This is a genomic window from Tepidicella baoligensis (assembly GCF_013432195.1).
Taxonomy (GTDB): domain Bacteria; phylum Pseudomonadota; class Gammaproteobacteria; order Burkholderiales; family Burkholderiaceae_C; genus Tepidicella; species Tepidicella baoligensis.
Genome location: NZ_JACCDB010000002.1, coordinates 121,255 through 135,029, shown reverse-complemented (window position 1 = coordinate 135,029; position 13,775 = coordinate 121,255). Strand labels below are relative to the sequence as shown.

The window sequence follows — 13,775 nt, the reverse complement described above, 5'->3', positions numbered from 1 at the left end:
ACTTCCCGGGGGGCGGGGGCGCGCACCCCGCCGCGCGCTTTTCGGTCAGCGCAGACCGGCGCCAGGCGCGTGGGAGTCGCGCTGGATCAATTCGATCTTGTAGCCGTCGGGGTCGGTCACGAAGGCGATCACGGTCGTGCCGCCTTTGACCGGGCCCGGCTCACGCGTCACGTTGCCGCCGGCGGCCTTGATCTTTTCGCACGCCGCATAGACATCGGGCACGCCCAGGGCGATGTGCCCGTAGGCGTTGCCGTGGTCGTACTGTTCCACGCCCCAGTTGTAGGTCAGCTCGATCTCGGCCTGTCCGGGGTTGCCGCCGTCAAAGCCCACGAAGGCCAGCGAATACTTGTACTCGGGGTTTTCGGACGTGCGCAGCAGCGTCATGCCGAGCACCTGGGTGTAAAAATCGATGGAGCGCTGGAGATTGCCCACGCGCAGCATGGTGTGAAGGATACGCATAAGACGTATTGTGCCGGTTTTGGGGATTCCGGGTCGGGCATGGGGATGCCTGCCGGCTCATGGAGCCGGATTGCGCTAGGCTTGCCGCATGTTCATGGCTTTGTCGGCCCATCCTTGGGCTTACCCGCTTCTGGAGGTGGTGCACATCTGGGGCATTGCGCTCATCATCGGCAACCTCATGGCACTGGAGGTTCGGGTGTGGGGTGGGGCCGCATCGCTGCCGGTGCTGGCCCTGGCGCGGCTCAGCCTCGTGTTGGTGGCGCTGGGGTTCACCTTGGCGGTCGGCAGCGGCCTCCTCATGTTTGCCACGCAGGCCGAGGAACTGTTGGCCAATCGGGCCTTCCTAACCAAGATGGTGCTGCTCATGCTGGCGGGTGGCAACGCCGCCTGGTTTCATGGCCGGCGCTCGCTGCACCGCCTGGATCTGACCGCGCGGCTGTTGATGCTGTCGTCGGCGGCACTGTGGATCGGCATCGTGCTGGCCGGGCGCTGGATCGCGTACATCTGACCTGATGCGAAAGGAGAGTGACCATGAACCGTCGGGAATCCCTGTTTTGCCTGTCAGGCTCGGTGGTGGCGTTGGGGAGCTGGCCCTGGCTGGCACATGCGCACCATGGCTGGAGCAGTTTCGACCAGACGCGTCCCCTCTACCTGGAAGGGGTGGCACGTGAGGTGCGCTGGCGCAACCCACATGTCGAATGGGTGCTGGAAGTGGCATCCAACCTGACCCTGCCGGCCGATCTCACCTCGCGCCGCCTGCCCGAGCAGATGGCCCGGGTGGACACACAGACGCTGCTGGCGAACACCCGTCTGCCCAACCGCCGTGACGCCCGCTGGGAGGTGGAACTGGCTCCGTTGACCCGCATGAACCAGTGGCGTGTGCCCGAAATCACCGACGGTACGGCCTTGGCCCTGATCGGGTTCACTTTCACCGGTGAACGAGGCGATGCCGTCCTGCGGGCCGAATACCTGTTCCTGGGCGACCAGATTTACGGCATGCGCTCCGCTCCGGCGGGTTGACTCGGCGGCCTCCCTGGTGTCGAATGTCAGGCAGGATGGTCATGATGTCGATATCCCGCTTTGTGCCTCATGTGCGCAACCAGTCCTGGCTTGTCCGCTGGCGCTGGTGGATCGGTGTCGTTCCTGTGTTGGTCTGGTGGTGGATGGCAGCGGCGCAGGCGCCTTTCGTGAAGGTGCTGACCGTGCACGACGCCATTGGGCCCGCTTCGGCAGACTATGTGGTGCGGGGTATCCAGAAAGCGCCCGGCGAAGGGGCCGCACTGGTGGTGCTCGAACTCGACACGCCGGGCGGACTGGATACCTCCATGCGTCAGATCATCCAGGCGGTGTTGGCGTCTCCGGTGCCGGTGGTCACCTATGTGAGTCCTCAAGGCGCTCGGGCCGCCAGTGCCGGCACCTTCATTCTCTACGCCAGCCATGTGGCGGCGATGGCGCCGGCCACCACCCTGGGGGCGGCCACGCCGGTGGCGATCGGTATGCCCAGCCCACCCCAGCCCGGCGTTTCTGGAGAAAAGACGAAACAGGACGACTCGGGGCCGGGCGACAAGGCTGGCAACTCTGAGGCCGGCCATCCTCAACCGGCCACTTCAGCCCCGAAAGACGCCATGACCGCCAAGCAGGTGCATGACGCTTCCGCTTTCATTCGGGGACTGGCCCAACAGCATGGGCGCAACGCCGAATGGGCAGAGCGGGCCGTGCGCGAGGCCGTGAGCCTGACCGCTGCCGAAGCGCTGGAACAGCGTGTGGTGGACGTGGTGGCCGCCGATCTGCAGGACTTGCTGGCCCAGATCGACGGCCGGACCGTTCGCCTGGCAACTGGCGAGCATACCCTCTCCACCCAAGGGCTGGCCGTGGTTGCTCAACCACCAGATTGGCGGCACCGCCTGCTCAGCGTGATCGCCAACCCGAGCTTCGCGCTGGTGCTGCTGATGGTGGGTATTTACGGTCTGATCTTCGAATTCACGTCACCAGGGTTCGGTCTGCCGGGCACGGTGGGGGCGATCTGTTTGCTGCTGGCGCTGTTTGCCTTGCAGATGCTACCGGTCAACTATGCTGCGCTCGCGCTCATTCTGCTGGGTTTTGCCTTGCTCGCGGCGGAGTTGTTGACGCCGGCTTTCGGCGTGCTGGGCGTGGGTGGGGTGATCGCCTTCATGGCCGGGGGGCTGCTGCTGTTTGACAGCGACATCCCGGGTATGGGCGTTCCGCTTCCCCTGCTGTTCGGTATTTCGCTGACGACGGCGGCCGGTGTGCTGGTGGGTGGCAGCATGGCGCTGCGGGCTCGCAAGGCGCGGGTGGTCAGCGGACGTGAAGAGATGGTGGGAGCCACGGGCCAGGTGATCGCGGCGGTCGATGGCCAGGTGTGGGCGCTGGTGCATGGCGAGCGCTGGCAAGTGCGCTCAACGGTGCCGTTGACTGTGGGGCAGAAGGTGCGCGTGACCGGTATGGCCGGGCTGCTGCTGGAGGTGGAGCCGGTCGCTGAGACGCCCGCCGCGCACCCCTCGTCACCGCATTGATGACAGCCATTTTTCAGGAGGCATCACATGTTCATGGACTTCAATATCGGGCTCGGCGGGGTGCTCATCCCCGTGCTGATCATCGTTCTGGCGTCGTCGCTGCGGGTGTTGCGCGAATACGAACGCGGCGTGGTGTTCCAGCTCGGGCGCTTCTGGAAGGTCAAGGGCCCGGGGTTGGTGATCGTGATTCCCGGGCTCCAGCAGGTGGTGCGCGTGGACCTGCGCGTCGTGACCATGGACGTGGAACCGCAAGACGTGATCTCACGCGACAACGTGTCGGTGAAGGTGAATGCGGTGGTGTTTTTCCGGGTGGTCGATCCGGAAAAAGCCATCATCCAGGTGGAAAACTACCTGATGGCCACCAGCCAGTTGGCGCAAACCACCTTGCGCGTCGTGCTGGGCAAGCACGAACTCGATGAAATGCTGGCCGAGCGCGAACGGCTCAACCTGGACGTGCAGCAGATCCTCGACGCCCAGACCGATGCCTGGGGCGTGAAGGTGACCAATGTCGAGATCAAGCACATCGACCTCAACGAATCCATGGTCCGAGCGATAGCCCGTCAGGCCGAGGCGGAGCGTGAGCGGCGGGCCAAGGTCATCCATGCCGAAGGCGAGAAACAGGCCGCCGCCGCCCTGCTGGAAGCTGCCGCCATGCTGGCCCAGCGCCCCGAGGCCATGCAACTGCGCTATTTGCAGACCATGACCCAGGTCGCCGGCGACCGGGCCACGACCGTGGTGCTTCCGCTGCCCATAGACGTGTTGGGCAGGCTGCTGGACAAATCCCCGCCCCCACCCCCGCCCCCTGCCGCAGGGCCCGGCAGCACAGGCTGAAGCCCGTTCACACCGGCACGGTGTAGTTCAGCGTCATCCGTCCACCGTCCACGGTGACGATTTCGCCGGTCACATAGCTGGAGGCATCACTGGCCAGCCAGCAGACCACGTCGGCGACTTCGGCGGGTTCGCCCAGGCGTTTCATGGGCGTGCGGCTGAGGATTTTCAGCCGCGCTTCCTCGCTGGTGAGCACCGATTGCGCGGCCAGCTCCGTGGCGATGGTGCCGGGGGCCACCGCGTTGACACGGATGCCATGGTCGGCCAGGGCCAGCGCCATGACCCGGGTGAGCTGGTTGATGCCACCCTTGCTGACGTTGTAGCTGGCAATGGAGGGGATGGCGAGTACGCCATTGACCGAGCTCATGTTGACGATGGCACCACCACTGCCGAGGCGGGCCATCTCGCGCGCCACTGCCTGCCCGACGAGAAACGCCCCCTTGAGGTTGACGCGCAACACCGCGTCGAAATCGGCTTCGGTCACTTCGAGAAACGGGGCCGCCTTGAAGATGCCGGCGTTGTTCACCAAAATGTCCACCCGTCCATACATCTGCAGGGTTTTGGCGACCATGGCGTCCACGTGCATCTTGTTGCCCACGTCGGTGTGGACGAAGGCCGCCCCGGTCTCGCCCGCAAGTCGGTTGCCCGCCTCACTGGCCACGTCGGCGATCACCACCTGCGAGCCTTCCTGCCGCAAGCGGCGTACGCAGGCCTCGCCGATACCCTGGGCGCCACCGGTCACGATGGCCACCCGCCCTTCCAGTCCGAATGAGATGCGTCGTGTCATGGCGCCATGTTAGCGCCATGAGGGGGCGGATATGTGCGTCTGGCCTTACTTGATACGGCCAAAACTGGTGCGCAGCGGGTCGATGCCGCCCCCGCTTCCTTTGCCGGGGCGGTTGCCACGGTGGCGGTTGCGGCCGCCGCGCTCGCCCAACGCATCGATGCCGGTGCGCAGCGGGTCGGGCTGGCGGGGCTGCTGCGCGCCGCCACCCTGACCATGGGTGCGCTGACCCTGACCTTGCCCCTGGTTTTGGCGGGGCTGCTGGCCAGGCTGGGCTTGCTGGCCACCGCCACGGTTTTTGCGCTTCTTGCGGCGCGGGCCGTTCGGGTTGAACGGCTGGCCGTGCTGGCGTGGCGGCTGGCCGTCGTCGGCACCGTCGTCCGCCATGTCGGCCTGGTCGTCCTGGTTTGAAGCCTGGGCCTGCTTGGGCTGGCGTTCCTGTTGCTTTTTCTCGCGGATGCGCTCCATCATCTCCTGGCGTGCGGCCTTGGCGGCAGCGGCCATGACTTCGCGGCTCGGTGGCTTGCCGGCCCCGCCCCAGATGGTCTGGCGGCCCATGGCGATGGGCTCTGCCTTTTCGCCGGGTTCAGGCATGAATTCCGGGAAGATCTGGACCGGGATTTCCTGCTGGGTGAACTTCTCGATGGCCATCATGAAGCCTTCTTCATCCAGGCTCACCAAGCTCACGGCTTCACCCTCGGCGCCCGCACGGCCGGTGCGGCCGATGCGGTGCACATAGTCTTCGCAGACATTGGGAATGTCGTAGTTCACCACGTGCGGCAGGTCGTCGATGTCGATGCCGCGTGCCGCGATATCGGTGGCCACCAGGGCGCGGATGGCGCCAGTCTTGAAGCCTTCCAGCGCCTGGGTGCGTGCGGTCTGGCTCTTGTTGCCGTGCAGCGCCATGGCGGTGATGCCGTGCTTGTTCAGGTAGTCGGCCACGTTGTTGGCGCCGAACTTGGTGCGGGTGAACACCAGCACCTGGCTCCAGTTGTGCTGGTTGATGATGTGCACCAGCAGCGCCTTCTTCTTGCCACGCCCCACCGGATGGATGGTCTGCTTGATGCGCTGCACCGTGGTGTTCGGTGGTGTGACCTGGATCTGCTTCGGGCTGCGCAGCAGACCATGGGCGAGCTCCTTGATCTCGTCGCTGAAGGTGGCCGAGAAGAGCAGGCTTTGCTTGGTGGCTGGCAACAGCTTGAGCACCTTCTTGACGTCGTGGATGAAGCCCATGTCCAGCATACGGTCGGCTTCGTCCAGCACCAGGATCTGTACCTGGCTGAGATCCAGATGCCCCTGGTCGGCGAGGTCCAGCAGGCGGCCGGGGGTGGCCACCAGCACGTCCACGCCTTTGCTGAGCTTCTCGATCTGCGGGTTCATGCCCACGCCGCCGAAGATCACGGCCGATTTGAGCTTGAGGTGCTTGCCGTAAGCCTTCACGGACTCCTCGACCTGGGCGGCCAGTTCACGCGTGGGGGTCAGTACGAGGGCACGGATCGGGCGGCTCTGACCGCGCTTGGGGGCTTCCCAGCCCTCTTGCAGCCGGTGCAGCATGGGCAAGGTGAAGGCGGCGGTTTTGCCAGTGCCGGTCTGGGCGCCGGCGAGCAGGTCGTGGCCTTGCAGCACGGCGGGAATGGCCTCGGCCTGGATGGGGGTGGGTTGGTCATAGCCCTGCTCACGCACGGCGTCCAGAATGGCCGGGGCCAGTTTCAGTTCTTCAAATGTCATGTAGGTGTCGGGCGCCCATCCTGGGCGCAAGGAGTATCGGCCGCTTCCCGCACCTCGTGCGGGCCAGTCAGGGTGGCTGATGGGTCGTGAAATCGGGTTTGTTACGAGTGAACTGCCTGAGCAGAACAAACCCCAGCTGGGCGCTGATGTGGCACTGACTGAAGGTGCGCACAGCTGCTATTGTCGCATAAAGGGATAATCGGAGCTTCACACGCCTTTTCAGGCGTTGCATTTTTCACAGCACGACCATGGCTCAATACGTTTTTTCGATGAACCGCGTCTCCAAGACCGTGCCGCCCAAGCGGCAGATCTTGAAGGACATTTCTCTCAGCTTCTTCCCCGGTGCCAAGATCGGTGTGCTGGGGCTCAACGGCTCGGGCAAGTCCACCCTGCTCAAAATCATGGCCGGTGTGGACAAGGAGTTCGAAGGCGAAGCCATTCCCATGCCCGGCATCAAGATCGGTTACCTGCCCCAAGAGCCGGAGCTCAACCCCGACCAGACGGTACGTGAGGCGGTGGAGGAAGGCATCGGTGGAGCGCTGGCCGCCAAGCAGCGTTTGGAAGAGGTGTATGCCGCCTATGCCGAACCCGATGCCGACTTCGATGCCCTGGCCGCCGAGCAGGCCGAGTTGGAGGCCATCATTGCTGCCAGTGGCTCCGAAAACGCGGACCTGCAACTGGAGCTGGCTGCCGACGCGCTGAACCTCCCGCCTTGGGATGCGCAAATCAAAAACCTCTCGGGCGGCGAGAAGCGCCGCGTGGCGCTGTGCCGCCTGCTCCTGTCCAAGCCCGACATGCTGCTGCTGGACGAACCCACCAACCACCTGGATGCCGAAAGCGTCCACTGGCTGGAGCAATTCCTGCAGCGTTTTCCGGGCACTGTGGTGGCCATCACCCATGATCGCTATTTCCTGGACAACGCCGCCGAGTGGATACTCGAACTCGATCGCGGCCACGGTATTCCCTACAAGGGCAACTACTCCGATTGGCTGGACCAGAAAGAGCGCCGCCTGGAGCAGGAACAAAAGAGCGAAGACGCGCGCATCAAGGCCATGAAGGAAGAGCTCAAGTGGGTCCGCTCCAATGCCAAGGGCCGTCAGGCCAAGAGCAAGGCGCGCCTGGCCCGCTTCGAAGAGCTCAGCGATGTCGATTACCAGCGCCGCAACGAAACCAATGAAATCTTCATTCCGGTGGCCGAGCGCCTGGGTTCGCAGGTCATCGAGTTCAAGAACGTCAGCAAAAGTTTCGGCGACCGCCTGCTGATCGACAACCTGTCCTTCAACGTTCCGGCCGGTGCCATCGTGGGCATCATCGGCCCCAACGGGGCGGGCAAGTCCACGCTGTTTCGTATGATCCAGGGGGTGGAGCAGCCCGACAGCGGCGAGATCCTCATCGGCCAGACCGCCAAGCTGGCTTTCGTGGATCAGAGCCGGGCCTCGCTGGACGGTGACAAGACGGTCTGGGAAGATGTGTCCGGCGGGCTGGACAACATCACGGTGGGCAAGTTCGTGATGCCCAGCCGCGCCTACATCGGTCGCTTCAATTTCAAAGGCAACGACCAGCAGAAGCTGGTGAAGAACCTCTCTGGCGGGGAGCGTGGCCGCCTGCACCTGGCCAAGACGCTGGCCCAAGGTGGCAACGTGCTGTTGCTCGACGAACCTTCCAACGACCTCGACGTGGAAACCCTGCGTGCGCTGGAAGAAGCGCTGCTGGAATTCGCCGGCAGCGCCATGGTCATCTCGCATGACCGTTGGTTCCTCGACCGCATCTGTACCCATATCCTCGCCTACGAGGGTGACAGCCAGTGGTACTTCTATGACGGCAACTTCACCGAGTACGAGGCGGACAAGAAGCGCCGCCTCGGGGAGGAGGGTGCACGTCCCAAGCGGGCCCGGTTCAAGTCGCTGGCCTGATGGACGCACCCACCACCCCTCAGACCGACGACCAGGTCGTGGCACGCATGCGCCATTGGATCGAGCGCGCCGTCATCGGCCTGAACCTGTGTCCGTTTGCCAAAGCCGTCTATGTCAAGGGACAGGTGCGCATCGTCGTGAGCCGGGCACGCCACCTCGACGGCTTTCTGGACGACCTGGACCGCGAGCTGCTCCTGTTGCGTGACATCCCTGCCGCGCAAGTGGACACCACGCTGCTGGTGCACCCGACGCTGTTTCCCGACTTTCTCGTCTTCAATGACTTCCTGGGCGTGGTGGACGAGGTGATCCGGGAGCATGATCTGGAAGGCGTGCTGCAGGTGGCACCGTTCCATCCCCGCTTCCAGTTCGAAGGCGTGGAGGCTGGAGACATCACCAACGCCAGCAACTGGGCGCCGTACCCCACCCTGCACCTGCTGCGCGAAGCCAGCATCGAACGCGCCGTGGCTGGCGGCGACGATGCCGACACCATCGTTGCCCGCAATGAGGCGACTTTGCGCCGGCTGGGCTTGGAGGGCTGGCAGGCATGGATGGACGAGGGGGGCTGTATGCGCCTACAGGCAGCGGCGTTGTATGACCGGGGAAGTGGGTAGCGTTAGCAGAAGGCGGATGATTTATTGCCATTTCCGTTGCATTTCACTCACCTTTTGTTGCAGAATGGCACCATGAACACGGTGAAGAATCACGGAGACATGTCGTCCGGCAGTTACTACACCACGCTTGAGGTGGCGAAGATCCTGGGCATGGCGGTGCGGTCGGTGCAGTTAATGGTCGATCGAGGTGATCTGCAGGCATGGAAGACCCCAGGGGGTCACCGGCGCATCACCCGGGAGTCGTTGGAGCGGTGGATACAGGGCAGCCGCGCCGGGGTCACCGGGGTGGCCGCCCTGCACGGCAGCCCCGAGGGCCGTTCCGGCGGCCGCCGTCGGGTCGCCGTGCATGTGCCGCGCATCCTGTTGATCGAGGATTCTTCACACTTTCAGAATTTGGTGTCGATGCTGGTCAAGCAGCGGTTTCCAGCCGTCGAGCTGCACATCGCCCATGATGGCATCACGGGCTTGGTGTCGTTCGGGCACCTGCAGCCTGACCTGATCATCGTTGACATTCTGTTGCCGGGCATCGACGGGGCCACCATGATCACCGGTTTGCGTCGCCACGCCCTGTTCGGGAAGTGCCAGCTGATCGTTCTGACCTCGTTGGACGACGAGCAGCGCGCGCCTTATGCCTTTGCCCTCGACGGGGTGCCAGTGGTGCACAAGCCCCGGCTGGTACAGGAGTTGCCGCCTCTCATCCAGGAGGCGATGGCGCACCTCATGCCCGCAGACCAGCCACTCACCGAGGCGCCGGCGGCGGCATGATGCCGGGTGAGGTGTCCGGTTGGACCGCAGGCGAACGGCTGGCCGTTGACCGCTATTTCGAAGGGGATGGAGAACTGTTCCTCGCCTTCAAGGCCACATGCATCGCCCAGTTCCAGGCCGATTTCTCGGCAGCCGCGGCCGCCATCGCGGCGCAAGACCGGGTCGCGCTGCGGCGTATCGTGCACAGTCTCAAGAGCGTGCTGCAAACGCTGGGGCATGACGAGCTCGGCGCAGCGGCCCGGGATCTGGAGCAGCTCGTGCATGCATCGGCCTGGGCGCAGGCCGTATCGGGTTGGCACGGCCTGGAGCAGGCCATCGTCTCGGCGTTTGCGCTGCCGCCTCGTTGAGGGGCTCACACTGCAGGCAGCCAGTCGCCCGGCAGCAGCCACAGCAGTGCCGCCGTCATCACCAGATAACGCAGAAACTTGCCGATGGCCATGTAGAGCATGCATGGCAGCAGGGGAAATTTGAGCCAGCCCGCCACGACACAGAGTGGGTCGCCGACGACGGGCAGCCAGCTCAACAGACAGGCCTTGGGGCCGAAGCGTTCGAGCCAGTCCAGCGCTTTCAGATGGGTGGACGAACCCCGGGCCTTGTCGATGGCCTGATGGGCGCCGTAACCCATGGCCCAGCTCACCACGCCCCCCAGCGTATTGCCTACCGTGGCCACCAGAATGGCGGGCCAGAACAGTTCGGGGTTGAGCTTGACCAGACCGAACACCGCAGGCTCCGACCCCATGGGCAACAAGGTTGCCGAGACGAACGCCACCACGAACACCGAGCTCAACCCGTATTGAGGCAGGCTCAGGGTTTCCAGCAGGGACCACAACCAGGCTTCCATGGGGCGGGAGTATAGGGAGATCGCATGATGCCGGGTCAGGGCGTTACAATCGTGCACAAAATTTCAGCATCCGTTGGCGTGCCCGCGTCGTGCCTGGGTATCGCCCGAGGCGGGTGCTTTTGTTTTCTGTCCATGCACCTCGGCCCGTATTCCTTGCCCAACCGGCTGTTCGTCGCCCCCATGGCCGGGGTGACGGACCGGCCGTTTCGCCGCCTGTGCAAGCGGCTGGGCGCGGGTTATGCGGTCAGCGAAATGGTCACCTCGCGCCCGGAGTTGCGCGACAGTCTGAAGACTTCGCGCCGGGCCAATCACGAGGGCGAGCCTGGGCCGATCGCCGTGCAGATCGCGGGGACCGACGCGGCCATGATGGCCGAGGCCGCGCGCTACAACATCGATCGGGGCGCCCAGATCATCGACATCAACATGGGCTGCCCGGCCAAGAAGGTATGCAACAAGTGGGCCGGCTCGGCGCTGATGCAGGATGAGGCGCTGGCGCTGGAAATCATCGAGGCCGTGGTGGCGGCCTGCGCGCCACAAGGGGTGCCCGTCACCTTGAAAATGCGAACGGGCTGGTGCCAGACCGCCAAAAACGCCCCGGTGTTGGCGCGCGCCGCCGAAAGCGCTGGCGTGCAGATGCTCACCATCCACGGCCGCACCCGCGAGCAGGGCTATAAGGGGGTGGCCGAACATGAAACGGTCGCCGCCATCAAGGCCAGCGTTCGCATTCCGGTGGTGGCCAATGGCGATATCGACAGTCCCGAGAAAGCCCGTGACGTGCTCGCAGCCACCGGCTGCGACGCCATCATGATCGGCCGCGCCGCCCAGGGCCGACCCTGGTTGTTCCGGGAGGTGGCTCATTTCCTGGCGACGGGCGAGCGCCTGCCGCCCCCCACCCCTGCTGAACTGCGGGAATGGATGCTGGAACACCTGCACGACCACTACACCCTGTATGGGGAATACACCGGCGTTCGCACGGCGCGCAAACACCTGGGCTGGTATGCCCGCTCGCTGCCGGGTCACCCGGCACGTGCCGCGCTGTTTCGCGAAGCCATCAACCGCAGCGAAAGCTGTGACGCCCAATTGCAATGCGTCCGTGCCTACTTTGACGAGGCCGTCGCTCAAGAACCCCGGATCCTGGCCGCATGAGCACCCCCACACTGACCGATTGCGTCAAGGCCAACATCGAGGCCTATTTCAACGATCTCAACGGCACCGAGCCCGCCAACATGCACGAGATGCTCACCCGCGCGGTGGAAAAGCCCTTGCTGGAGGTGGTGATGGCGCGCGCCCAGCACAACCAGTCTCGTGCCGCGCAATGGCTGGGCCTGAACCGCAACACTTTGCGCAAAAAACTGCTGGAGCATGGCCTGCTCGACAGTTGAACCGCAGGCTCAGCCACTGCGGCCGATCCCACCGATTCATTGACTCCTGGAACCCTCCCGATGAAAGCTCTTCTCTCGGTCTCCGACAAAACCGGCGTGCTCGACCTGGCGCGCGAACTGCATGCGCTGGGCGTGCAGCTGATTTCCACCGGCGGCACCGCCAAGCTGCTGGCCGATAACGGCCTGCCGGTGACCGAGGTGGCCGAAATCACCGGCTTTCCCGAGATGCTGGACGGTCGCGTCAAGACCCTGCATCCGATGGTGCATGGCGGGCTGCTGGCCCGCCGTGACCTGCCCGAGCACATGGACGCACTGCAACGGCACGGCATCGGTGCCATCGACATCCTGGTGGTCAACCTCTACCCGTTCGAGGCCACCGTGGCCAAGCCCGGCTGCACCCTGGCCGACGCGATCGAGAACATCGACATCGGCGGTCCAGCCATGGTGCGTTCCGCCGCCAAGAACTGGAAAGACGTGGCCGTGCTGACCGATGCCAGCCAATATGCCGTTGTTGTTTCCGAACTGAAGGACAGCGGCAAGGTCAGCGATCTGACGCGCTTCCAGCTCGCTGTGGCCGCCTTCAACCGTATCAGCAACTACGACGCCGCCATCAGCGACTACCTGTCGGCCGTGGATCTGAGCGCCGGCGTGCCTGACACCGCCAGCGAGCCCCGGCGCCTGCTGTTCCCCGGCCAAAGCAATGGCCGCTTCGTCAAGGTGCAGGATCTGCGCTACGGTGAAAACAGCCATCAGCAAGCCGCCCTGTACCGCGACCTGTACCCTGCACCGGGTTCGCTCGTGACCGGGTTGCAGCTGCAGGGCAAGGAGCTGAGTTACAACAACATCGCCGATGCCGACGCGGCTTGGGAATGCGTCAAGAGTTTTGATGTACCGGCCTGTGTGATCGTCAAGCACGCCAACCCGTGCGGCGTGGCGGTGGGTGCCCACCCGCTGGAGGCCTACAGCAAAGCCTTCCAGACCGACCCGACCAGCGCCTTCGGCGGCATCATCGCCTTCAACCGCCCGCTGGACGGCGAGGCGGCGAACGCGGTGGTCAAGCAGTTCGTGGAAGTGCTCATCGCCACCGACTTCACCCCCGAGGCGCTGGCCGTCTTCAAGAGCAAAGCCAACGTGCGGTTGATGAAGATCGCGTTGCCCAACGGCGGCACCACCGACTGGGACAACGGCCGCAACGCGGTGGATGTCAAGCGCGTCGGCTCGGGCATCCTGCTGCAGACGGCCGACAACCACGACATGAAGCTGGCCGACCTGAAGGTGGTGACCACCAAGCAGCCCACGGCCGAGGAGATGGACGACCTGCTGTTCGCCTGGAAGGTGGCCAAGTACGTCAAGTCCAACGCCATCGTGTTCTGCAAGAACGGCATGACCATGGGGGTGGGCGCCGGTCAGATGAGCCGCCTGGATTCGGCGCGCATCGCCAGCATCAAGGCCGAACATGCCGGTCTGAGCCTGCAAGGCTCGGCGGTGGCGTCAGACGCTTTTTTCCCGTTCCGGGACGGTCTGGATGTGGTGGTGGACGCTGGCGCGACCTGCGTGATCCAGCCTGGCGGCTCGATGCGCGATCAGGAAGTGATCGACGCCGCCAACGAGCGTGGCGTGGCGATGGTGTTCACCGGGGTCCGGCACTTCCGGCATTGATTGGCGTTGGCGGGGTGGTCTGGGTGGGGCGCAGCCTGCCGGCCTCATACCGTCCGCTGCGCGGCCACAAATCGGCCAACAGGCTCCGCCCCACCCAGACCTTAGTGTGCGAAGTGTTTCATTGGCAAATCCCAAGGTGAGCCTGTACCCCGTTCAACGAGGGGGAGTTCTTCTGGGCGCGAAACGATGCCGCGAGGCGAGTCGGGGGTGAGCCTGTGGCCGATTTGTGGCCGCGCAGCGGACGGTATGAGGCCGGCAGGCTGCGCCCCAC

General features: G+C 64.6%; 15 protein-coding genes. 11 read left to right on the top strand and 4 right to left on the bottom strand.

Going from position 1 to position 13,775, the window contains the following annotated elements:
- Window positions 1-45 precede the first annotated feature (45 nt).
- Window positions 46-459, bottom strand: coding sequence for a lactoylglutathione lyase (gene gloA / locus HZS63_RS03525; RefSeq protein ID WP_180682663.1), 414 nt, complete (start codon window positions 457-459; stop codon window positions 46-48).
- Between the two features lie 88 nt (window positions 460-547).
- On the opposite strand from gloA, the gene HZS63_RS03520 reads away from it, so the two are divergent.
- Genes HZS63_RS03520 through HZS63_RS03505 form a run of 4 tightly spaced genes read left to right on the top strand, consistent with a single transcriptional unit; the run spans window position 548 to window position 3,824 of the window.
- Window positions 548-967: a hypothetical protein gene (locus HZS63_RS03520; RefSeq protein WP_180682662.1), complete on the top strand. Its 420-nt coding sequence runs from the start codon at window positions 548-550 to the stop codon at window positions 965-967.
- A 23-nt stretch (window positions 968-990) separates the two neighbouring features.
- Window positions 991-1,479, top strand: coding sequence for a DUF6152 family protein (locus HZS63_RS03515; RefSeq protein ID WP_219339072.1), 489 nt, complete (start codon window positions 991-993; stop codon window positions 1,477-1,479).
- A gap of 41 nt (window positions 1,480-1,520) precedes the next feature.
- The gene (locus HZS63_RS03510) at window positions 1,521-2,993 is read left to right on the top strand and encodes an NfeD family protein (protein WP_425505910.1); all 1,473 of its coding nucleotides are present in this window, start codon (window positions 1,521-1,523) and stop codon (window positions 2,991-2,993) included.
- A 27-nt stretch (window positions 2,994-3,020) separates the two neighbouring features.
- Window positions 3,021-3,824 carry a slipin family protein gene (locus HZS63_RS03505; protein WP_180682661.1) on the top strand — a complete coding sequence of 268 codons (804 nt, stop codon included), beginning with the start codon at window positions 3,021-3,023 and terminating at the stop codon, window positions 3,822-3,824.
- 7 nt (window positions 3,825-3,831) lie between these two features.
- Here the strand turns inward: HZS63_RS03505 and HZS63_RS03500 are convergent, their stop codons facing one another.
- Both HZS63_RS03500 and HZS63_RS03495 read right to left on the bottom strand, forming a co-directional pair.
- Window positions 3,832-4,608 (bottom strand): SDR family NAD(P)-dependent oxidoreductase, encoded by a 777-nt coding sequence (locus HZS63_RS03500; RefSeq protein ID WP_180682660.1) that lies wholly within the window; start codon window positions 4,606-4,608, stop codon window positions 3,832-3,834.
- 45 nt (window positions 4,609-4,653) lie between these two features.
- Entirely contained in the window at window positions 4,654-6,333 is a 1,680-nt protein-coding gene (locus HZS63_RS03495) for a DEAD/DEAH box helicase (RefSeq protein WP_180682659.1), read from the bottom strand.
- A 248-nt stretch (window positions 6,334-6,581) separates the two neighbouring features.
- On the opposite strand from HZS63_RS03495, the gene ettA reads away from it, so the two are divergent.
- The 4 genes from ettA to HZS63_RS03475 all read left to right on the top strand — a co-directional run bounded on the left by ettA (window position 6,582) and on the right by HZS63_RS03475 (window position 9,969).
- Complete coding sequence (gene ettA, locus HZS63_RS03490) at window positions 6,582-8,246, top strand: energy-dependent translational throttle protein EttA (RefSeq protein ID WP_180682658.1); 1,665 nt, start codon at window positions 6,582-6,584, stop codon at window positions 8,244-8,246.
- A complete protein-coding gene (locus HZS63_RS03485; RefSeq protein ID WP_180682657.1) occupies window positions 8,246-8,857 on the top strand; it encodes a DUF1415 domain-containing protein in 612 nt (203 codons plus the stop codon). The genes ettA and HZS63_RS03485 overlap by 1 nt, the downstream gene beginning before the upstream one ends.
- 72 nt (window positions 8,858-8,929) lie before the next feature.
- Window positions 8,930-9,622 (top strand): helix-turn-helix domain-containing protein, encoded by a 693-nt coding sequence (locus HZS63_RS03480; RefSeq protein WP_246316126.1) that lies wholly within the window; start codon window positions 8,930-8,932, stop codon window positions 9,620-9,622.
- A gap of 11 nt (window positions 9,623-9,633) precedes the next feature.
- Window positions 9,634-9,969 carry an Hpt domain-containing protein gene (locus tag HZS63_RS03475; protein ID WP_180682656.1) on the top strand — a complete coding sequence of 112 codons (336 nt, stop codon included), beginning with the start codon at window positions 9,634-9,636 and terminating at the stop codon, window positions 9,967-9,969.
- 5 nt (window positions 9,970-9,974) lie between these two features.
- On the opposite strand, the gene HZS63_RS03470 is transcribed toward HZS63_RS03475, so the two are convergent.
- Window positions 9,975-10,463: a YqaA family protein gene (locus HZS63_RS03470; RefSeq protein WP_180682655.1), complete on the bottom strand. Its 489-nt coding sequence runs from the start codon at window positions 10,461-10,463 to the stop codon at window positions 9,975-9,977.
- Between the two features lie 132 nt (window positions 10,464-10,595).
- On the opposite strand from HZS63_RS03470, the gene dusB reads away from it, so the two are divergent.
- The 3 genes from dusB to purH are packed head-to-tail and all read left to right on the top strand — an operon-like array spanning window position 10,596 to window position 13,504.
- Window positions 10,596-11,609: a tRNA dihydrouridine synthase DusB gene (gene dusB / locus HZS63_RS03465; RefSeq protein WP_180682654.1), complete on the top strand. Its 1,014-nt coding sequence runs from the start codon at window positions 10,596-10,598 to the stop codon at window positions 11,607-11,609.
- Window positions 11,606-11,845: a helix-turn-helix domain-containing protein gene (locus HZS63_RS03460; RefSeq protein WP_180682653.1), complete on the top strand. Its 240-nt coding sequence runs from the start codon at window positions 11,606-11,608 to the stop codon at window positions 11,843-11,845. The genes dusB and HZS63_RS03460 overlap by 4 nt, the downstream gene beginning before the upstream one ends.
- 60 nt (window positions 11,846-11,905) lie before the next feature.
- On the top strand, window positions 11,906-13,504 hold the full coding sequence (purH, locus tag HZS63_RS03455; RefSeq protein ID WP_180682652.1) for a bifunctional phosphoribosylaminoimidazolecarboxamide formyltransferase/IMP cyclohydrolase: 1,599 nt from the start codon (window positions 11,906-11,908) through the stop codon (window positions 13,502-13,504).
- Window positions 13,505-13,775 lie beyond the last annotated feature (271 nt).